Raw genomic sequence first — 20,375 nt, 5'->3', positions numbered from 1 at the left:
CGTCGGGTCACGCCGGGAGCGGTGAACAGCGCGATTCGAGCCACTTGTGATCGGCTTCGTCGAGCAGCGGGGACAAGTCGCGCGCCAAAATAGCATGGTATTCGTCGACCCAGTGCCGCTCCGACGCCGATAATAGCCCCGTGTCGATCAGATCGGGATCGAGCGGTGCCAATGTCAGCGTTTCGAACGCCAGCATCTCCGCCTCGCCACCCGCGACGTCGCGCGGGACGACCAGTAGCAGGTTCTCGATGCGGATGCCGTAGGCGCCGGCCTTGTAATAGCCGGGCTCGTTGGAGAGGATCATGCCGGGGCGCAGCGGCTCGGACGGGCCGGCGCCGGGATAGCTCGGCTTGGCGATCCGCGCCGGGCCTTCGTGGACCGACAGGAAGCTGCCGACGCCGTGGCCGGTGCCGTGCGCATAGTCGAGCCCGGCCTGCCACAGCGCACCGCGCGCGAGTGCGTCGAGTTGCGCGCCGGTGGTGCCGTGCGGGAAGACCGCGGTGGCGAGCGCGATATGCCCCTTGAGCACGCGCGTGTAGCGGTCGCGCATCTCCGGGGTCGGCGCACCGATCGGTACGACGCGGGTCAGGTCGGTGGTGCCGTCGTCATACTGGCCGCCGGAATCGATGAGATAGAGCTGGCCGGGTTCGATCGCGCGGTTCGATTCCTCGGTCACGCGATAGTGCGGGAGCGCGCCGTTCGGGCCGGTGGCGCTGATCGTATCGAACGATAGGTCGCGCAGCACGCCGGTTTGCTCGCGGAAGCGCAGCAATTGCGCGGCGGCCGACAATTCGGTCTGCCCGCCGCGCGGACCGGCGTCGGCGATCCAGCGCAGGAAGCGCGTCACCGCCGCACCGTCGCGCAGCGAGGCGGCGCGGTGGCCGGCGATCTCGACCGGGTTCTTGCACGCGCGCGGCACGACGGTCGGGTCGCGGCGCGCCAGCGTCGTGCCGCCGCCCGCCTCGACCGCGTCGAAGATCGCCGCGACCGTCAGCGCCGGATCGATCGCGACCGTCTTGCCCGCGAAGTGGGAGAGGGCACCGGCGAAGGCGTCACGATCGTGGAGCCGCACCGCGTTGCCGAGATGCTCGCGCACGTCGGCACCGATCTTGTCGGGGGCGACGAACAGATCGGCGGTCCCATCGGCATGGACGATCGCATAGGAGAGCGCGACCGGCGTGTGCTCGACGTCGCTGCCGCGGACGTTGAACAGCCAGGCGATCGAGTCGAGCGCGGCGACGACGAACGCGTCGGCGCGCTCATCGCCCAGCCAGTCGGCGACGGCGGCGCGCTTCGTCGCGGAAGAGACGCCGGCCAGTGCCTCCGGCTGGACGATCAGTGGTGCGGGCGAGGGGGCGGGGCGATCGTGCCAGATCGCGTCGACCGGATTGGTATCGACCGCGAGCAGCGTCACGTCCTTCATCGCGAGGGCGGCGCGCCACTCGTCGAGCGCGCCGCGCGGATGGAGCCACGGGTCGTAGCCGATCCGCGCGCCGGCGGGGGCATGGTCGGCGAGCCACCCGGCGACGCTGCTCTCGGGGACGCCGACATAGTTCCAGTCGGCGGCGTCGACCTGTTCGCGGACCTGGATCGTGTAGCGACCGTCGGTGAAGATCGCGGCGCGCTCCGCCAGCACCACCGCGCAGCCCGCCGAGCCGGCGAAGCCGGTCAGCCAGGCGAGGCGCTGCGCATAGCTGCCGACATATTCGCTCATATGCTCGTCGGTCAGCGGGACGATGAAGCCGTCGAGGCGGTCGGCGGAAAGCTGCGCGCGCAGCGCGGCGAGGCGGTCGGCGTGGATGGTCATGCGGGACAGGTGGCATAGCTTTGGAGTGTAGTCACGCCTGCGGCCTCTTCGTCGTTCCCCCCTTCGGTCGTTCCCGCGATCCCCTCGTCATTCCCGCGAAGGCGGGAATCCAGAACCTCTGCCGTTTCGCCTCTTGCGAAGACCTGCGCGTCTGGATTCCCGCCTCCGCGGGGATGACGGAAGGGGGGAATGACGGAAGGGGGGAATGACGGAGGGGGACGGGTGGGGCGTCGCAGCGGTCTTGCGGGAAGGGAACATCCGTCGCCCCTGCGGAGGCAGGGGCCTATTTCTGTGTCGTGCGTCGGGCATTTCGACACAGGCGCGTTGGTCTTTGTGTCAGATCTTTCGCGACACTCTACAGACATGGGCCCCTGCCTCCGCAGGGGCGATGGCTCTTTCTTCGTCCGGGGTGACGAAGGGGAAAGGGAAACGCGAAGCCCTCTATCCGCCTGACTCTTGAAGCGGCGCGCGCGTGCTGTCATCATGGCGTCACGCCGGGGCGCGAAAGCACGCGGCACGACGAAGCTGAGGTAAGGGGGACGTTCTGACGTGTTCCATCCCGACCTGATGCGGCACCCGGACTCCTGTCCGACTTTGGTGCTGAATGCCGATTACACGCCGCTTTCTTATTATCCGCTCAGCATCTGGCCGTGGCAGACCGCGGTGAAGGCGGTGTTCCTCGAGCGTGTCGACATCGTCGCACATTACGAGCGCGAGGTGCGCAGCCCCAATCTGACGATGCAATTGCCGTCGGTGATCGCGTTGCGGCAATTCGTAAAGCCGTCGCAATTTCCGGCCTTCACGCGCTTCAACCTGTTCCTGCGCGATACCTTCGCCTGCCAATATTGCGGCAGCCACGTTCGCGACCTGACGTTCGATCACGTCGTGCCGCGCGCGCAGGGCGGGCGGACGACATGGGAAAACGTCGTTACCGCCTGCGCGCCGTGCAACCTGAAGAAGGGCGGACGGACCCCGAAACAGGCGGCGATGCCGCTGCCGATCGAGCCGATCCGCCCGACGAGCTGGCAGTTGCAGGAACATGGACGTCGCTTTCCGCCGAATTATCTGCATGAGACGTGGCACGACTGGCTCTATTGGGATGTTGAGCTGGACGCTTGAGGGAGTTTCGACGGACATGCGGGTGATGGTGGTGGTCGCAGGCGCGCTGGCGCTTGCCGCATGTTCGCAATCCAAGGAGCCCAGCCCCGAGGAACAGGCGGCGCTGTCCAATTACGTGCCGCCGTTCGTGATGTCGCGGCTCGACTTCGGCGGCGTGGTCGAGCGGCGATTCCGCCGGCTGGACGTCAACAACGACGACAGGCTGACGCGGAACGAAGTGTCCAAGCGACTGCTGCCGCGCTTCGACGAGATCGACCTGAACAAGGACGGCGCGATCTCGAACGAGGAATGGAGCGCGTGGATGATGAAGCGGTTCGACGCGCAGGACATCAACCACGACGGCACCGTCACCAGCGACGAGCGCGAGCGTGCGCGCGAGATGCAGGAACTCGACCTGCCGACGCCCGCCGAAGAGCCCGCGAACGCGGTCCCACCGCGCAACTAAATATCGTGTACGAAGGTGTCCAGGCAGCAATCAGACGTTGACCCGGCTCGTGCGGCAGCGCAGCAAGGCCGCATGAGCACGCTGCCCCCGATCACGAACAATCCCGATGTCCGCTATCTCGGCCGCGTGCTGGGCGATGTGATCCGCGCCTATGGCGGGGAGAAACTGTACGAGCGGACCGAGGCGATCCGCTCCGCCTCGGTCGAGCGGCATCGCGGCAACCATCAGGCGTCGGCTGACGCGGAGCTGGGGGCGCTCGATCTCGATGAGACGCTCGATTTCGTGCGCGGCTTCATGCTGTTCTCGATGCTCGCCAATCTCGCCGAGGACCGGCAGGGGATCGCGGCGGAAGAGGGCGCCGACGTCGCGGCGGCGCTTGCGCGATTGAAGGACGCCGGGGTCGGCGTGGATCGCGTTCGTGGGTTGCTCGAACAGGCGTTGGTCGCACCGGTGCTGACCGCGCACCCCACCGAGGTGCGGCGCAAGAGCATGATCGACCACCGTAATCGCATCGCGCAACTGATGGCGCTGCGCGATCGCGGCGTGGAGACGACGCCGGACGGCGATCTGGTCGACGAGGCGATCGTGCGGCAGGTGGCGCTGTTGTGGCAGACGCGCGTGCTGCGGCGCGAGCGGCTGTATGTGGTCGATGAGGTCGAGACGGCGCTGAGCTATTTGCGCGACGTGTTCCTGCCGGTGCTGCCGGCGCTCTACCAGCGCTGGGACCGCGCGCTGGGCGGGCGGGTGCCGTCGTTCCTGCGCCCGGGCAGCTGGATCGGCGGCGACCGCGACGGCAATCCGTTCGTTACCGCCGACTCGCTGCGCACCGCGCTCGCCAAGGCGGCGCAGGCGGTGCTGGGTTTCTACCTCGAACAGCTGCACGCGATGGGTGCGGAACTGTCGATCTCGGCGCATCATGCGACGGTCGATGCGGACGTGCAGGCGCTGGCCGATGCGAGCGGCGATACCTCCGAGACGCGCAGCGACGAGCCGTATCGGCGCGCGCTGTCGGGGATCTATGCGCGCACCGCCGCCACCTACACGAAGCTGACCGGACAGCCGGCACCGCGGCCGGGGCCGCTGAAGGGCGAGCCTTATCCCGACCCCAGGGCGCTGCGGGCCGATCTGATCGCGATCGCGCGGCCGCTGTCGGCGGGCGGCGACGGGCTGCTGGGGAGCGGCGGGGCGATCGGGCGGCTGATCCGCGCGGTCGACGTGTTCGGCTTCCACCTCGCGACGCTCGACCTGCGCCAGAACAGCGCGGTGCATGAGCGGGTGGTCGCGGAAATGCTCAAGGTCGCGGGCGTGTGCGAGGATTATGCCGCGCTCGACGAGGATGCGCGCGTCATGCTGCTGCGGCAGGAGCTGGCGACGCCGCGGCCGCTGACGACGCGCTTTGCGGATTATTCGGAAGAGACCGCGGGCGAGCTGGCGATCGTGCAGGCCGCCGCCGATGCGCACGCCACCTACGGCGCGGCGGCGATCCGGCAATATATCGTGTCGATGACCAAGTCGGTGTCCGATCTGCTCGAAGTGCATCTGCTGCTCAAGGAGGTCGGGCTGTATCGGCCGGGGCCGCCGGCCAGCGCGGCGATCATGGCGGTGCCGCTGTTCGAGACGATCGAGGATCTGGAGGCGGCGCCCGCGATCATGAGCGAATGGTTCGCGATCCCCGAGGTGCGCGCGATCGCGACGGGGCGCGGGCATCAGGAAGTGATGATCGGCTATTCCGACAGCAACAAGGACGGCGGCTATCTGACCTCGACCTGGCAATTGTCGAAGGCGTCGACCGCGTTGAAGCCGGTGTTCGATGCGGTCGGCGTCGGGATGCAGCTGTTCCACGGGCGCGGCGGCGCGGTCGGGCGTGGCGGCGGGAGCAGCTTCGCGGCGATCCGCGCGCAGCCGCCGGGGACGGTGCAGGGGCGGATCCGCATCACCGAACAGGGTGAAGTGATCGCGGGCAAATATGGCACGCGCGAGAGTGCGGCGACCAATCTGGAGGCGATGGCCTCGGCGACGCTGATCGCGAGCCTCGAGCCCGAGGCGCTGTCGAATGGCGACAATGAAACGTTCGCGGCGGCGATGGACCGGCTGTCGGGCGAGGCGTTCCGTGCCTATCGCGGGCTGGTCTATGAGACCGAGGGCTTCCGCACCTTCTTCCGCCAGATGACGCCGATCGCCGAGATCGCGGGCCTCAAGATCGGCAGCCGGCCGGCGAGCCGCAAGCAATCCGACGCGATCGAGGATCTGCGCGCGATCCCGTGGGTGTTCAGCTGGGCGCAGGCGCGGGTGATGCTGCCGGGCTGGTATGGCGTCGGGCAGGCGATCGCGGCGTTCGAGGATCGCGCGTTGCTGCGCGACATGGCGCAGGGCTGGCCGCTGTTCGCCGCGACGCTGGCGAATATGGAGATGGTGCTCGCCAAGTCCGACATGGGGCTCGCCGAGCGCTATGCCGGGCTGGTCGAGGACAAGGGGCTGCGCGATCATGTCTTCGGGCGGATCCGCGACGGCTGGCAGCAGACGCATGACGGGTTGCTCGACGTGACCGGGCAGGCGCATCTGCTGGAAAAGCATCCGGCGCTCGACGCGTCGATCCGGCTGCGGCTTCCCTATATCGAGCCACTCAACCTGTTGCAGATCGAGCTGATGAAGCGGCATCGTGCCGGCGAGGAAGACGAGCGCGTGCGGCAGGGCATCCTGCTGTCGATCAACGCGATCGCGACCGCGTTGCGCAACTCGGGGTAGGATATGGACTGGCACGCGTGGTGGATGTTCGCGGGTGCGTCGGTGGTGATGGCGATCATCCCGGGACCCGGCGTCGCGAGCATCATCGGCTTTGCGTTCAGTTCCGGGCGGCGCACCGCGCTGGCGTCGGTCGCCGGGATGGCGGTCGGCAACATGATCGCGATGACCGTTTCGCTTGCGGGCGCGGGGGCGGTGCTGGCGTCGTCGGCGCTGGCGTTCGCGATCCTCAAATGGATCGGCGCGGCGTATCTGATAGCGATCGGCGTGCTGGCGATCGTGCGCAGCGGCGCGGCGGTTGGCACTGACGACGTGCCGCGGCGCGCGGTCAGCCCGCGCGCGGCGTTCGCGACCAATGTCGCGGTCGGCACCTTTCATCCGAAGACGATCCTGTTCTTCGTCGCCTTCGCATCGCAATTCATCCGCGCCGATGCACCGTTCGTGCCGCAGGCGGCGGTGCTGATCGCGACCTTCACGCTGATCGCCGGGGTGAGCGACAGCCTGTATGCGCTGGCGGGCTCACGCGCGTCGGGATGGCTGCATCCGCGCGCGCGGGTGTGGACGCAGCGCGCGGGGGGCGGCGCCGTGCTGGGCGCCGGCCTCGCGATGGCGGCGATGCGCGCGCCGCGTTGAACAGTTGCGGTCACGCGTGATCTGTCGCATGGGTCAGCGCTAATAATAAGATTATAGGTACGCTGATGCTGTTCGATCGTCGCTTGATCCTCGGAGCGCTTGGCGCCGCGCCGTTCACCGGTCCTGCGCTGGCGGGGACAAGCGACGACCCGCTGCTGTTCGCCTATTTCGGCACCGGCAAGGACGAGGCGACGGGTCTGCGCTTCGCGGTCAGCGACGATGGGCTGGCGTTCCGCAATCTCGGCGGCGGGACGAGCTATCTGCGGCCAGAGGTCGGCGAGGCGAAGCTGATGCGCGACCCGTTCCTGTTCCGCGATGCGAGGCAGGACGGGCTGTGGCATCTGGTATGGACGACCGCCTGGGAGGGGGTGACGATCGGCCACGCCACCAGCCGCGACCTGCGCCACTGGTCGCCGCAGCGCGCGCTGCCGGTGATGGCGTCGGTGCCGGGGACGCGCAATTGCTGGGCGCCCGAGGCGATCTGGGACGCGACGGCGCGGCATTATGTCGTGTTCTGGTCGAGCACGGTGAAGGGGCGCTTCCCGGAGACCGAGGGCACGTCGGAAACCGGCGCCAACCACCGGCTGTGGTATGTGACGACGCGCGATTTCGCGACGTTCAGCGAACCGCAGGTGCTTTACGATCCCGGCTTCAGCGTGATCGACGGAACGTTCGCGCAGGCACCGGACGGCGCGCTGCACCTGATCGTCAAGGACGAGACGTTGCATCCGCCACGCAAGCACCTGCGCAGCGTTGCGGCGGCGTCGCCGACCGGACCGTTCGGGACGCTCTCCGCGCCGTTCACCACATCATGGGTCGAGGGGCCGATGACCGCGACGGTGCATGGGCAGACGCTGTGTTACTGGGACGTCTATCTGGAAGGCCGCTGGGGCGCGGCGGCGACGCGCGACTTCGTGACGTGGCGGGACGTGACGGCCGAACTGTCGATGCCGAAAGGCGCGCGGCACGGATCGCTGGTGCGCGTGCCGCGGCGATTGATCGACGGGCTGGCGAAAGGACCCGCCTGAGCGTCGATTAGGTGATGATCTCGATCCGTGTTAAGCTTCTTCATCGTCGGTAATTCGCCTTCAAGCGCCGACGGCTGAGAGACATCGCGCTCCCGCTTGTCACTCGGGAGCCAGCGCATGGACCTCAACTATCTTTTCCATCGGCAACAGGTGTCGATGATGATGGCGGCCGCCGCCCACAGCGTCGAGGCGCGGCTGGCGCATGCGCAGCTCGCCAGCCGCTACGCGACCCGGATCGCCGCGACGCAGGCGCGAATGGGCGCCGACCGGCCGTTCGTCGCCGCATGAGCGAGGAGCAGCCGCGCGCGACGCGCACCTTCCGCGCCGCGCGCGTCCGCTACGATCCCGACCGCGCCGAGCGGCAGAGCCGCGTCACGCGGCTGGCGATCGAGCGAATGGGCGCGGCGGCGGCGCTGCCGTTCCTCAACGCCGATCACGAGGGGCTGGGCGCGACGCCGCTCCACCTGGCCGGCGAGAGCGTCGAGGCGTGCGCGCGCGTCGAGGCGGTGATCCTCGCGCTCGATCACGGCGCGGCGCTTGCGTGACGCCGCGCCGGCCCCTGTCGCGACGCCGCCGGGCGCGCCGCGCGTGGCGGTGAGCACCGCGGCGCGCGATCAGGCCGCGGTGACGCTGGCGCGCGCGACCGCATTCCTGCGCACGCAGATCGATCGGCCCTGGCTCGACCAATGCTGGGACGAGGACGATCGGCTGGTGCGGTCACGCGTGATCGGCAACTGGATCGGCGAGCTGGACCGGTTGCTGCACGTGCTGCTCGATGCCGCCGCGGATCATGCCGGGCGGCCGGTGCGGTCGCGTCAGCGCAACACCGGGAGCAAGCTGGTGACGTTCTGCGCCGAGGCATCGTGGGGCGTCGAGCGTCTGGACGGCATGGCGCGCGCCCGAGCGACGTTCCGCTACACGCAGGGCGCGGCGCGGCGTGCCGACGTGCGCGGCGGCAGCCATATGACGGTCGGCTGGTCGGGGCCGGGCGGGACGCTGCGCCGCTTTACGCTGGGCGAGCGGATACACCTTGGCAGTGAGGCGTTACTGGAGATCTGCGACCTGTACGACGAACTGGCGGCGCAGGTCGTGCGCGTGCCGCCCGTGCAAGCCAAGGGGGCCGGTCATCAAGGAATATGAACGCTTCGAAGCGATCGCCGCGCAACACCGCCGCGATGCGCAGGAAACCACGCTGGACAACGTTCGCGAACGTTGCCGGCGATCAGAGGACGCCTGGATGAAGATGGCCGCGCAGTCGCGGCGCACCGAGCAACGCCGCGTGGAGCGCGAGGCGAAGGTGGCGTTGGTGGCGGTCGTTTGAGGTGGTTTAGCCCCTCCCCTTCAGGGGGAGGGGTTGGGGTGGGGACTGGCCTTTGCCGTGTAGGATCAGGTGGTTTGAGTCCCCCACCCCCAGCCCCTCCCCTGAAGGGGAGGGGAGATTGTTACCCCTCAAGACTTTTCGAGGCCTGTTCGAACAGGTCCTTGCTGATCCCCGGCGTCGCGACGATCCGTTCCAGTTCGGCGCGCATCGCGGCCGAGCGGACCGGATCGAAGCGGCGCCAACGGCCGAGCGGGGGGAGGAGTCGCGCCGAGGTCTGCGGGTTGAGCTTGTCGAGCGCCAGCAATTGCTCGGTCAGCCAGCGATAGCCTGCGCCACCCTCGGCATGGAAGGCGCGTTGATTGACCGCGAACGCCCCGACCAGTGCGCGGGCGCGATTGGGATTGGCGAGCGTGAAATCGGGATGCTGCGCGAGTTCGGCGACCAGCGCGGGCGTGTCGTCGCGCGACGACAACGCCTGTGTCTGGAACCATTTGTCGAGCACCAGCGGATTGTCGGCATAACGGGTGTAGAAATGGTCGAGCGCGCGTTCGCGCTCGGGTGACTGGCCGCTGACCAGTACCGCCAGCGCGCCCTGCCGGTCGGTCATATTGTCGGCCGCCTCGAATTGCGCCCATGCCAATGCCGGTGCGTCGTCGGTGCCGGCGGCGGCGAGATAGCCGAGCGCGACGCTGCGCAGCCGGCGGATGCCCTTGTCCTCGGGCGTATAGGCATAGGGGCGACGCAGCGCGGGGTCGCAGGCGGCGCGCCAGCGCGCCTCCAGCTCGCGGCCCAGCGTGGCGCGCAAATCCTCGCGCGCGTGGAAGATCGCCTCGGGATCGACGACGCTCAGCTGGTCGCCGATGAAGTTTTCCGACGGGAGCAGCACCGCCTCGGCGACGAACGCACGGTCGAGCGTCGGGTCGTCGAGCGTGTCGGCGACCGCGGCGACCACCGCGCGCGGATCGGCCGCGCCCTCGACCGCGGCGGCGATCAGCGTGTCGAGCATCAATTGTTGCATCGCCTCGTAGCGCGCGAAGGCATCGTCGTCGTGACGCGCGAGGAAGGCGAGATCCTCGGCGCTGCGGTCGCTTTCGACGATCACCGGCGCGGAGAAGCCGCGGTTGAGCGAGACGACCGGGCGTTCGGTGACGGTCTCGAAGGTGACGCTGGCGCTGGCATCGGAAAGGATCACGAGCTGCTCGTCGCCGAGCGGCTGGCCGGTGTCGCCGCCAAAGAGCCGGATGCGCAGCGGGAGCACCTGCGGGTGTTTGACCGGCTGGCCGGGGGTTTCGGGCACCTTCTGCGCGAGGTTGAGCGTCGCGCGGCCGCTGCCGGGTTCGTGGACCAGCGAGGCGGAGACTCGCGGGGTACCGGCCTGGCTGTACCAAAGGCGGAATTGCGTAAGGTCGATATTGCCGCCCTCTTCCATGCAGGCGACGAAATCCTCGCAGGTCGCGGCGGTGCCGTCGAAACGCTCGAAGTAAAGGTCGCAGGCGGCGCGGAAGCGCTGCGGCCCCAGCATCGTCGCCATCATGCGGATCAGCTCCGCACCCTTGTTGTAGATGGTCGCGGTGTAGAAGTTGCTGATCTCGATATAGCTTTCCGGGCGGACCGGGTGCGCGAGCGGCCCGGCGTCCTCGGGGAACTGTGCGGCGCGCAGGCCGCGGACGTCCTCGATCCTTTTGACCGCCGCCGAGCCCTGATCGGCGGAGAAGCCCTGATCGCGGTAGACGGTGAAGCCTTCCTTGAGGCTCAGCTGGAACCAGTCGCGGCAGGTGATGCGGTTGCCCGACCAATTATGAAAATATTCGTGCGCGACGACCGCGGCGATCGCGTCATAATCGTAATCGGTCGCGGTGTCGGGGTCGGCGAGGATGTAGCGGCTGTTGAAGATGTTCAGCCCCTTGTTCTCCATCGCGCCGAAGTTGAAATCGTCGACCGCGACGATGTTGAACACGTCGAGATCGTATTCGCGGCCATAGACGCGCTCGTCCCATGCCATCGACAATTTGAGTGCGTCGAGCGCGTGATGCGTCTTGGGCAGATCGGCGGTGCGGACCCAGATGCCGAGCTGCACCGCACGGCCCGAGCGGGTGGTGAACGTACCGCGGTTGACCGCGAGATCGCCCGCGACCAGCGCGAACAGGTAGGACGGCTTGGGCCACGGATCGTGCCATTCCGCCCAATGCGTGCCGTCGGCATTGTCGCCCTGCGCGACTGGGTCGCCATTGGCGAGCAGCACCGGGAAGCGCGCCTTGTCGGCGGTCATCGTCACCCGATAGGTCGCGAGCACGTCGGGACGGTCGGGGAACCAGGTGATGCGGCGGAAGCCCTCCGCCTCGCATTGCGTGCACAGATTGCCGCCCGAGGCGTAGAGCCCCATCAATTGCGTGTTGCGGTCGGGGGCGATCTCGACCTCGGTCTCGACGACATGCGCGTCGCCGGGGAGCGGGACGACGAGCTGCTCGCCCTCGATCCGCCAATCGTTGATCGCCTGGCCGTCGACCGTCACCGACAGCGGCACCTGCCCGGCGCCGTCGAGCCGCAGTGGGGTGTCGTGCGCGCCGTTGCGGGTGACGTCCAGCCGCGCGCGGACGCGGGTCGCGACGGGGTCGAGCGCGAAGTCGAGCGCGACCTGCGGCACCAGCCACGCGGGCGGGGTGTAATCGCCGCGGCGCGTGGCGGCGGGCGTAACGGGGGTGGTGCGGGCATCGGCCATGCGCCAACTATGACGAACTCGCGGCGATGGTTCCATCCGAAAGCCGCGCGATCGTCTCGACGGCAACCATCTTGCCCCGTAAGGTCAGCGATCCTTCCTCTTCCACCCGGGCGTGTCCATGTTTCGTTCGTTCGCTTTCCTGCCGTTGCTCGCGCTTTCCGCCACCGCGCTCGCCCAGACGACGCCCGCCGCGCGCAACGCCGCGCTGAATGCGCCGCTGCCCGCCGATCAGGCGGCGATGAAGGCGCATGTGATGTTCCTCGCGTCCGACGCGATGAAGGGGCGCGACGTCGGCTCGCCCGAGTTCGACATCGCCGCGCAATATGTCGCCGCGCAATTCTATGCCGCCGGGCTGAAGCCGATGGGCGACGAGGGCGGCTATCTGCAGAAGGTGCCGCTGACCGGGTACGCGATCGCGGACGAGGGGCGTGCGTCGTGGACCGCGGCGGGCGGGGCGGCGGTGCCGCTGGCGTTCGGCAAGGACTTCACCCCGGCGGCCAATCCGGCGGCGAAGGCGACCGCGGTTGCCGCCCCGGTGGTGTTCGTCGGCTACGGGCTGGAAGCGCCGCAATATGGGCTGGACGATTATGCGGGCGTCGACGTGCGCGGCAAGATCGTCGCCTATGTCGGGGGTTCACCGGCCGGGCTGCCGAGCGAGGTGGCGGCGACGTTCGGTAGCGCGGCGGCGCGGCAGAGTGCGGCGGCGAAGCATGGCGCGGTCGGGGTGATCGCGATCGCCGACCTGCGCAAGCCCGGGCGCGGCGCGCCGTCGTTCGCGGCGGTGACGAAGGGCTATGCGGCCGAGCGGATCACCTGGGCGCGGCCGGACGGCACCGGCAACGCCAGTGGTGCGCCGTTGCTGGCAACGCTGTCGCCGGCGGGCGCGGCGAAGGTGTTCGGACGGCAGTGGCGGGCGCTCGCCAAGGGGGCGGCGCGCAAGACGCTGAGGGTGCGGCCCGCCACGGCCGCGGGCACGCTGTCGATCGCCAGCGCGACCAAATTCCGCGCGATCCCGAGCAGCAATGTCGTCGGGATGATTCCGGGCAGTGACCCGGTGCTGGGCAAGGAGACGGTGGTGCTGTCCGCGCACCTCGATCATGTCGGGGTCGGCAAGGCGGTGAACGGTGACACGATCTATAACGGCGCGCTCGACGACGGGATCGGGATCGCGAGCCTGATCGAGGCCGCCAAGCGCTTCAAGACCGCGACCCCGCCGAAGCGCAGCATCCTCTTCCTCGCGGTGACCGCCGAGGAGAAGGGACTGGTCGGCAGCGATTATTTCGCGAACCATCCGACCGTGCCAATCGGCGATATCGTCGCCGACGTGAACCTCGACATGCCGATCCTGACCTACACGTTCGAGGATATGGTGGCGTTCGGCGGCGATCGCTCGACGCTTGGGCCGATCATCGCGCGCGCGGTGGCCGGGATCGGCGTCGGCCTGTCGCCCGACCCGATGCCCGAGCAAGCGATCTTCGTCCGAAGCGACCATTATCGCTTCGTGCAGAAGGGCGTGCCCTCGGTGTTCCTGTGGCCGGGCGAGAAGGGGCCGGGCAAGGCGGCGATCGCGACGTTCATGGACAATTGCTATCACAAGCCCTGCGACGATCTGACGCAGCCGATCCTGTGGGATCAGGGGGTGCGGTTTGTCGACGCCAATTACCGGATCGCGCGCGAGATCGCCGATGCGCCGCAGCGGCCGGTGTGGAACAAGGGCGATTATTTCGGGCTGCTCTTCGATGGACCGATGGCGGATTGACCGTGCTTGCCAAGCGGCGCGCGGCGGCCGATGAAGGTCGCTTGGCAGGAGAGCGGCAGGTGACAGGCGGGCGCGACATCATCCGACGCACGGTGATCGAATTGGGGCCGCTGCGGATCACGCGCGAGCGCCGTTTCGCGGGACCGGGGCTGCACTATCCGTTCTACGAGCCGGCGCGGTCGCGGTCGGGCGGCGGCTGGCGCGCCGCGGGGGTGCTGGGCGTGGTGCTGGCGCTGAGCGCGGGCGGGCTGTCGATGGCGGCGACCCATGCGCCGCCGGTGCGGCCGGTGAGATACGCGGTGAGCGTACCGGTGCCACAGCAGGTGATCGCCCCGCCTTCGCCGGTGGTGGCGGCGCGTCCGGTGGTGCCGGCGATGGCGGTCAAGAAGGCGGTGGTCAACGATCTGCCGCTCGACACCGGCAGCCGCGCGACGGCGATCGCGGCGGCGCTGCGCAGCGGCGAGGTGCAGGAATGGTATGAATCGGCCGGGCAGGTGCACGGCTTCGTCGTCGCGGGCGCGGCGGAGGCGGAGGGCGGGCGGACGTGCCGTGCGCTGTCGGTGCTGACGCGCGCGCCGGGCGGGGCGGATCGGGTCGATCAGCGGCGTGAGTGTCTGCCGGCGGGGTAGGCGGTTCGGGTTAACCGCCGTTCCGTCACTTCCGTCATCCCCGCGCAGGCGAATATCCAGAACCTCGGACGGCTGCGTCTCTGTCGACGGACCTGCGCGTCTGGATCCCCGCCTGCGCGGGGATGACGAACTTTGACTAAGAGGCGGGGTCCCTGATCGGGTCCGGGCGACGGAAGGTGTCTCGCCGCCCGGAACCCCACCGCTTCGATCAGCGGCCGATGCTGGTGTAGCGGAAGCCCGCCGCCTGTACTTCGGCGGGGGTGTAGATGTTGCGGAGGTCGATCAGGATCGGCTCCTTGAGCAGCGACTTGACGCGCGGCAGGTCGAGCGCGCGGAACTCGTCCCATTCGGTGACGATCGCCAGCGCGTCGGCGCCCTCGATCGCCTGATACGGGCCGTCGCAATAATCGACGTTGTCAAGCACGAGCTTGGCCTGCTCGGTGCCCTCGGGATCGAACGCCTTCACCTTCGCACCGGCATCCTGCAACGCCTGGATCACCGCGATGGCGGGCGAGTCGCGCATATCGTCGGTGTTCGGCTTGAAGGTCAGCCCGAGCACCGCGATCGTCTTGCCGCGGACGTCGTCGCCCATCGCATGGACGATCTTGCGGCCCATCGCGCGCTTGCGGTTGTCGTTGACCGCGACCACCGCCTCGACGATCCGCTGCGGGGCGTCATAGTCCTGGCTGGTCTTGAGCAGCGCGAGCGTGTCCTTGGGGAAGCACGACCCGCCATAGCCCGGGCCGGCGTGGAGGAACTTCGAGCCGATGCGGTTGTCGAGCCCGATCCCGCGGCTGACGTCCTTCACGTCGGCGCCGACCTTTTCGCACAGGTCCGCGATTTCGTTGATGAAGGTGATCTTGGTCGCGAGGAACGCATTGCCGGCGTATTTGATCAGCTCGGCGGTGCGGCGCGCGGTGACGAGGATCGGCGCGGCATTGAGGTACAGCGGACGATAGACCTGACGCATCACCTCGGTCGCGCGGTCGTCGCCCGAGCCGATCACGATCCGGTCCGGACGCTTGAAATCGTCGATCGCCGCGCCTTCGCGGAGGAATTCCGGGTTTGACACGACGCCGAATTCGGCGTTCGGCGCGGCCTCGCGAATGATCCGCTCCACCTCGTCGCCGGTGCCGACCGGCACGGTCGACTTGGTGACGATCACCGCATAGCCGGTCAGCGCCTCGCCGATTTCCTTGGCGGCGGCGTAGACGTAGGACAGATCGGCATGGCCGTCGCCGCGGCGCGTCGGCGTGCCGACGCCGATGAACACCGCATCCGCCCCCGCGACCGCTTCCTTGATGTCGGTCGTGAACTTCAGGCGGCCCGCCGCGACGTTGCGCGCGACCAGATCCTCGAGCCCCGGCTCGTAGATCGGCATCTTGCCGGCGAGCAGCCGGTCGATCTTGCCCTTGTCCTTGTCGACGCAGATCACGTCATGGCCGAAGTCGGCAAAGCACGTGCCTGAGACCAGGCCGACATAGCCCGAACCGATCATGGTAATGCGCAAGACGGTCGCTCCCTTGAATCAACCGCCCCCGGCGGTATCGCAAGCCTTGCCGCTAGCGACTCAACCGCCCGTCTGGCAAGCGTTCAGGTGCTTGCAATTGGGACATGTCCCTTTGCACGAAGCGAAATCGCGTCAGATCGCGCCATGGTCGCGCCCGACTTTCGCCAACGCCGACGCCGCCATGCGAGCACCGCGGTGATCGCGACCGGCCATAGCAATGTCAGCGCGACATCCGACGCGGTGTCGGACCAGGTCCAGTCCGGGCTGGCGTTGAGCCAGTCCATGACTTCGTTCCCCAGTTCGGCGGCGAGCACGACCTGCAACGCAACGCTGCCGGCGCGACGCTGACGCACCATGAGCAACACCGCCAGATAGATCGCCATTCCGACATGGACGTGCAGCAAGGCCGCCGAGCCGCCCCAGGCGACGACCGTGTCGATCAGCGATTTGTACAGGTGGACGATCCGCATCCCGGGAGGGGTGGCATGGAGGTGTTAACGAACCGCTTCCGCCCGCGGGATGCCCGGTGACCGGAACCGCGGCGCTTGCCGAAGATTGTCGCGGTAATGAACGAATTGCCCGCGCAGGTCGGCGTCCTGACCTTTCACCGCTGCATCAATTACGGCTCCTATTGGCAGGCGCGGTGCCTGGTCGAAGGACTGCGCGCCATGGGGCATGACGCGCTGCTGCTCGATCATCACAGTGAGGCGGTGGTGCGCGCCGAGTGGCGGTGCGCGTTGCAGCCGACGCTGCCGGAGCGGACGGCCGCGGGCGATCTGGCGGCGTACAAGGCCAAGGCGCGGCGGTTCGTTACCGCCATCGAGCAACTTCCGCGCTCGGCCGCGTTCGCGATCGACGATCCGGGTGCACTCGGCGCGCTGGACGCGGTGGTGATCGGCAGCGACGAAGTGTGGAATTTCCGCCATCCCTGGTATGCCTCGACCCCGTTGTTCTTCGGCGACGGGCTGACCACGCCGCGGCTGGTTTCCTATGCCGCCAGTTTCGGCAACCACGATGCGGCCGACGGCATCGGTGATGAGTGGGTGGACCGGCTGCGGCGCTTCACCGCGATCTCGGTGCGGGATGCCAATGCGCAGGTGCTGATCGGCGGTGCGCTGGGCGAGACGCCACCGCTGGTGCTCGATCCGGTGCTGCAATTCGGCGATCCCGTGCCACGGGGTGTGCCGGAGGGCGAGCGCTACGCGCTGGTCTATGGTCATGGCTTTCCCGACTGGCTCGCGCAGGCGATGCGGCAGTGGGCGAAGCGGCACGACGTGCGGCTGCACAGCATCGGATACCGCAACGACTGGGCCGACACTCAGGAGATCGACGCCGGACCCGAAGCGTTCGCCGAGCGGGTGGCAGGCGCGAGCGCGCTGGTCACGAATTTCTTCCACGGCTGCGTCTTCGCGCTGGTGCACGGGACGCCGTTCGTGACCGCTCCGTCGCCCTATCGGTTCAACAAGGTACGCGATCTGGCGGCGGCGCTGGAGGCGCAGCGGCATATCGTCGCGCCAGAGACGGCGAACGCGGACTACGACACGTTGCTCACCGCGCCGCACGATCCGCGGATCGGCGAGCGGATCGCGACATTGCGCGCGCAATCGACCGCGTTCCTCGGCGCCGCGCTTGGCTGAGGCGCGGCACCCGGACGATATCGTCGGCGCGGGGCTGTGCATCGGCTGCGGCGGCTGTGCGGCGGCGATGCGGATGGACCGCGACGGGCTGTGGAAGCCCGAACCGGGCACGCCGGGCGGCGCGGACTTCGCGGCGCGCTGCCCGTTTTCGCCCATCGCGGCGAACGAGAATGTGCTGGCCGCCGAGCGCTTCCCCGCCGCACCGGCGCAGAGCGATCTGCTCGGGCGGTTCGAATCGACGTGGGTCGGGCATGTCGCGGAGGGCGGGTTTCGCGATAACGGCAGTTCGGGCGGGATGGTCAGCTGGGTCGCGGCGGAGTTGCTGCGCACCGGCGCGGTCGATGCGGTCGCGCATGTCGCGCCGGTCGCCGATCCGCAGGCGGACGGGCGGTTCTTCTCCTATCGGCTTTCGCGCGACGCTGGCGAGATCGCGGGCGGGGCAAAGTCGCGTTACTATCCGGTCGAACTGTCGACGGTGATCGCGGCGATCCGCGCGACGCCGGGGCGCTATGCCGTGGTCGCGGTGCCGTGCTTCATCAAGGCACTCAACCTGTTGCGCCGCACCGATCCGGTGATCGGCGCGCGGGTGACGCAGCTGCTCGGGCTGTTCTGCGGCCATCAGAAGAGCGCGCGGCTAGTCGATAGCTTCGCGTGGCAGCTCGGCGCGCCGATCGCGCGGGTGCGCGGCGTCGATTACCGGATCAAGGACGCCAGCCGCCCGGCCAATTGGTATCGCGCGCACCTGACGCTCGACGACGGCAGCACGCGGGCCGAGGATTGGTGGCATCTGGCGGATGGCGACTGGGGCGCGGGGTTCTTCCAGAATCCGGCGTGCGACTGGTGCGACGATGTGGTGGCCGAAACCGCCGATGTCGCGTTCGGCGATGCATGGGTCGAGCCCTATGCGTCGGACGGGCGCGGGACCAATGTGGTGATCGCGCGCTCGCCCGCGATCCATGCGATGATCGCGGGCGCGGTGGCGGACGGGCGGCTAGCGCTGCGCGCGGTCGATGCGGCGTTCGTCGAGCAGACGCAGGCGGCGGGGTTCCGGCATCGCCGCGAGGGACTGGCGTATCGGCTGACGTGGCGACGCGGAGGCCGGTTGCGCCCGGTCAAGCGTGTCGCGCCGTCGGCGGCCGGGCTGCCGCTGCGGCGGCGGCTGGTCTATCGGATGCGCCATATGATCGCGCGCGACAGCCACCGGATCGCGCGGCTTGCGTTGTTCACTGGGCGGGCGGGGCTTTACACCGGCTGGGCGCGGCGGGTGCTGGCGGTGTATCGCGCGCTGGCCTGGTCGCACGGGCGGCTGGGCAAATGGGTCGATCGCGTGCTGCCGGACCGGCGGGCGCGATAGCAGGGCTCGCGTGCCGTTCGTTCCGGGCGTGTCCAGGCGTGCGCGCTTTGGACACGCCCGTCGACAAGCTCAGGGCGAGCGGTTCTATTTGTCCGATTGACCCGACGCGCGTCAGACGAGTGCGCGCCGCATCGGCTTGCGGCGGCGGCGCAGCGTGGCGCCGATCGCGCCGAAGCCGGCGAGCATCATCGCCCAGCTCTTCGGTTCGGGCACCGCGCCGGTCAGCTTCGCATATTCGTCGGCGCTGACCTTGAAGCTGTAGACCATGCTCGGGATCAGCGTCATGCCCTTGGGGCAGGCGGCGCCAAGCTTGACCTGCGCGCTGCTGCCCTTGCCGGTGCAGACATCGAACTGTTCGCCGCTGCCCGATTGCGTCACCGAATAATCGTTGTCGGTGATGATGATGAGCGAATAGCTGCCGTCCGCCAGCCGCGGGCCGAACGAGAAGCCCTCGATCTTTTCGGGGACGGTGTAGCCAGCCGCCTTGAGCGCGGCCGCGATGTCGAGGAACGGCGTCGCGCTCTTGGCGACGGGGACGACGCCGGCAGGCAGGTCGTTGGTGCCGGCGAGGCTGATGTCCTTGACGTCGGTGGCGTGGGTCAGGTCGATCTCGTAGATGCGCTTGTCCGCGATCTGCTTCTTGCCGGTGGGATCGTCGACGCCGATGCCGCGATTGTCGCGTTCCAGCACCAGCAGCTTGTTGTCGCCGACCGCCTGAAGCGAGGAGACGCCGATCGAACGACCCTGCTTGTCGGCGTCGAACTGGTTCTTGGTCAGCCCGGCGTTCAATTCATCGACCGAGGCGAGTTGGTAGACATATTGTTTGGTCTGCTTGCCCGAGGCGATATCGAATTCGACGATGCGGGTATTGCGGCTGTAGACGCCGTTCGCCGAACCGTCCGCGGCGCGGCCTTCGTTGATGAGCGGGTCCTGCAGGATCGCATAGGCGGTCTTGCCGTCCTTGCTGACCGTCAGCCCCTCGAACCCGCGATTGTCCTGCCGGCCGGTGACGATCGACTCCGCGCCGCCGACATAGTCGACGCCGCCCTTCGCATCATGGGGCACGAGGTTCGAGGGCGTCTCGAACGCGCGGACGAACTGGCCGTCGGCGCGGAACTCGAGCACCGACGGGCCATATTCGTCGGAGACGAGGAAGTTGCCGTTGGGCAGCCGCGCCAGCCCCTCGGGATCGAGCGAGCGGCCGAGATCGCTGACGCTGCCGTTCAGCAATTGCGGGTTGAGGCCGTTATAGTTGGTCGCGCCATCGTGGTAGAGGATCGTGCTGGTCAGCGTGAAGTCGTTGATCTTGCCGCCGGTGTCGATGTCGAGCGTGAAGCCTTGCAGCCGGGGGGCGTAGGACAGCACGCCGCCGCCCGGACCGCGGTCGGTGGTGCCCCAGAAGGTCCCGGTGCTCGCGTCGTAGCTAAGGTCTGACCCGAACCCGCCGAGGCGATTGTCGCCGGTGTTGGGCAGCCCGGACAGATCGGGTCCGTTGGCGATCGAAAAGGCCGAAATCAGCGTGACCGCACCCGCCGGAAGCGGGGACGCGGCGATCGCGGTGGCGGCAAGCAGGGCGAGAGGGCGCATTGGTTGATCTCCTGTCAACCATGCGCCTGCGGCAGCGTTGTTACGTTCTCGTGACGATCGCGCGATGGTCTGGCGACAGCGGCCG

At 68.5% G+C, this 20,375-nt stretch carries 17 protein-coding genes; 12 read left to right on the top strand and 5 right to left on the bottom strand.

Annotation, left to right across the window (positions count from 1 at the left end; translation table 11 throughout):
* Positions 1–7 precede the first annotated feature (7 nt).
* Entirely contained in the window at positions 8–1,807 is a 1,800-nt protein-coding gene (locus PGN12_01495; GenBank protein MEH3102568.1) for an aminopeptidase P family protein, read from the bottom strand.
* Between the two features lie 549 nt (positions 1,808–2,356).
* Here PGN12_01495 and PGN12_01490 point away from each other — a divergent pair.
* The 8 genes from PGN12_01490 (at position 2,357) to PGN12_01455 (ending at position 8,914) form a co-directional block, all read left to right on the top strand.
* Positions 2,357–2,926, top strand: a complete 570-nt coding sequence (locus tag PGN12_01490) for an HNH endonuclease (protein ID MEH3102567.1) — start codon at positions 2,357–2,359, stop codon at positions 2,924–2,926.
* 16 nt (positions 2,927–2,942) lie between these two features.
* Positions 2,943–3,371: a hypothetical protein gene (locus PGN12_01485; GenBank protein ID MEH3102566.1), complete on the top strand. Its 429-nt coding sequence runs from the start codon at positions 2,943–2,945 to the stop codon at positions 3,369–3,371.
* Positions 3,372–3,443: 72 nt separating this feature from the next.
* The gene (gene ppc, locus PGN12_01480) at positions 3,444–6,116 is read left to right on the top strand and encodes a phosphoenolpyruvate carboxylase (GenBank protein ID MEH3102565.1); all 2,673 of its coding nucleotides are present in this window, start codon (positions 3,444–3,446) and stop codon (positions 6,114–6,116) included.
* A 3-nt stretch (positions 6,117–6,119) separates the two neighbouring features.
* Positions 6,120–6,746, top strand: a complete 627-nt coding sequence (locus PGN12_01475) for a LysE family translocator (GenBank protein ID MEH3102564.1) — start codon at positions 6,120–6,122, stop codon at positions 6,744–6,746.
* Between the two features lie 65 nt (positions 6,747–6,811).
* Entirely contained in the window at positions 6,812–7,774 is a 963-nt protein-coding gene (locus PGN12_01470) for a glycoside hydrolase family 43 protein (GenBank protein ID MEH3102563.1), read from the top strand.
* A 117-nt stretch (positions 7,775–7,891) separates the two neighbouring features.
* Positions 7,892–8,062, top strand: a complete 171-nt coding sequence (locus PGN12_01465; GenBank protein ID MEH3102562.1) for a hypothetical protein — start codon at positions 7,892–7,894, stop codon at positions 8,060–8,062.
* Positions 8,059–8,319, top strand: a complete 261-nt coding sequence (locus PGN12_01460) for a hypothetical protein (GenBank protein ID MEH3102561.1) — start codon at positions 8,059–8,061, stop codon at positions 8,317–8,319. The genes PGN12_01465 and PGN12_01460 overlap by 4 nt, the downstream gene beginning before the upstream one ends.
* Complete coding sequence (locus PGN12_01455; GenBank protein ID MEH3102560.1) at positions 8,312–8,914, top strand: hypothetical protein; 603 nt, start codon at positions 8,312–8,314, stop codon at positions 8,912–8,914. The genes PGN12_01460 and PGN12_01455 overlap by 8 nt, the downstream gene beginning before the upstream one ends.
* Positions 8,915–9,216: 302 nt before the next feature.
* On the opposite strand, the gene pepN is transcribed toward PGN12_01455, so the two are convergent.
* A complete protein-coding gene (gene pepN, locus PGN12_01450; GenBank protein ID MEH3102559.1) occupies positions 9,217–11,814 on the bottom strand; it encodes an aminopeptidase N in 2,598 nt (865 codons plus the stop codon).
* A gap of 118 nt (positions 11,815–11,932) precedes the next feature.
* Here pepN and PGN12_01445 point away from each other — a divergent pair, with 118 nt between their 5' ends.
* Together PGN12_01445 and PGN12_01440 are read left to right on the top strand one after the other, a co-directional pair.
* On the top strand, positions 11,933–13,573 hold the full coding sequence (locus PGN12_01445) for a M28 family peptidase (protein MEH3102558.1): 1,641 nt from the start codon (positions 11,933–11,935) through the stop codon (positions 13,571–13,573).
* Positions 13,570–14,202 carry a hypothetical protein gene (locus PGN12_01440; protein MEH3102557.1) on the top strand — a complete coding sequence of 211 codons (633 nt, stop codon included), beginning with the start codon at positions 13,570–13,572 and terminating at the stop codon, positions 14,200–14,202. Before PGN12_01445 ends, PGN12_01440 begins: the two co-directional genes overlap by 4 nt.
* A 208-nt stretch (positions 14,203–14,410) precedes the next feature.
* Here the strand turns inward: PGN12_01440 and PGN12_01435 are convergent, their stop codons facing one another.
* Together PGN12_01435 and PGN12_01430 are read right to left on the bottom strand one after the other, a co-directional pair.
* The gene (locus PGN12_01435) at positions 14,411–15,712 is read right to left on the bottom strand and encodes a UDP-glucose/GDP-mannose dehydrogenase family protein (protein MEH3102556.1); all 1,302 of its coding nucleotides are present in this window, start codon (positions 15,710–15,712) and stop codon (positions 14,411–14,413) included.
* An 83-nt stretch (positions 15,713–15,795) separates the two neighbouring features.
* Positions 15,796–16,182: a hypothetical protein gene (locus PGN12_01430; protein MEH3102555.1), complete on the bottom strand. Its 387-nt coding sequence runs from the start codon at positions 16,180–16,182 to the stop codon at positions 15,796–15,798.
* 96 nt (positions 16,183–16,278) lie between these two features.
* On the opposite strand from PGN12_01430, the gene PGN12_01425 reads away from it, so the two are divergent.
* Positions 16,279–17,349 carry a polysaccharide pyruvyl transferase family protein gene (locus PGN12_01425; protein ID MEH3102554.1) on the top strand — a complete coding sequence of 357 codons (1,071 nt, stop codon included), beginning with the start codon at positions 16,279–16,281 and terminating at the stop codon, positions 17,347–17,349.
* Entirely contained in the window at positions 17,342–18,703 is a 1,362-nt protein-coding gene (locus PGN12_01420; protein MEH3102553.1) for a Coenzyme F420 hydrogenase/dehydrogenase, beta subunit C-terminal domain, read from the top strand. Before PGN12_01425 ends, PGN12_01420 begins: the two co-directional genes overlap by 8 nt.
* Positions 18,704–18,814: 111 nt before the next feature.
* Here PGN12_01420 and PGN12_01415 read toward each other — a convergent pair whose 3' ends face one another.
* Positions 18,815–20,290, bottom strand: a complete 1,476-nt coding sequence (locus PGN12_01415) for an esterase-like activity of phytase family protein (protein ID MEH3102552.1) — start codon at positions 20,288–20,290, stop codon at positions 18,815–18,817.
* Between the last annotated feature and the right edge of the window lie 85 nt (positions 20,291–20,375).

Origin of the sequence: Sphingomonas phyllosphaerae, assembly GCA_036946405.1 — a bacterium.
GTDB lineage: Bacteria > Pseudomonadota > Alphaproteobacteria > Sphingomonadales > Sphingomonadaceae > Sphingomonas > Sphingomonas phyllosphaerae_D.
This window is presented reverse-complemented; position numbering and strand designations above follow the sequence as displayed.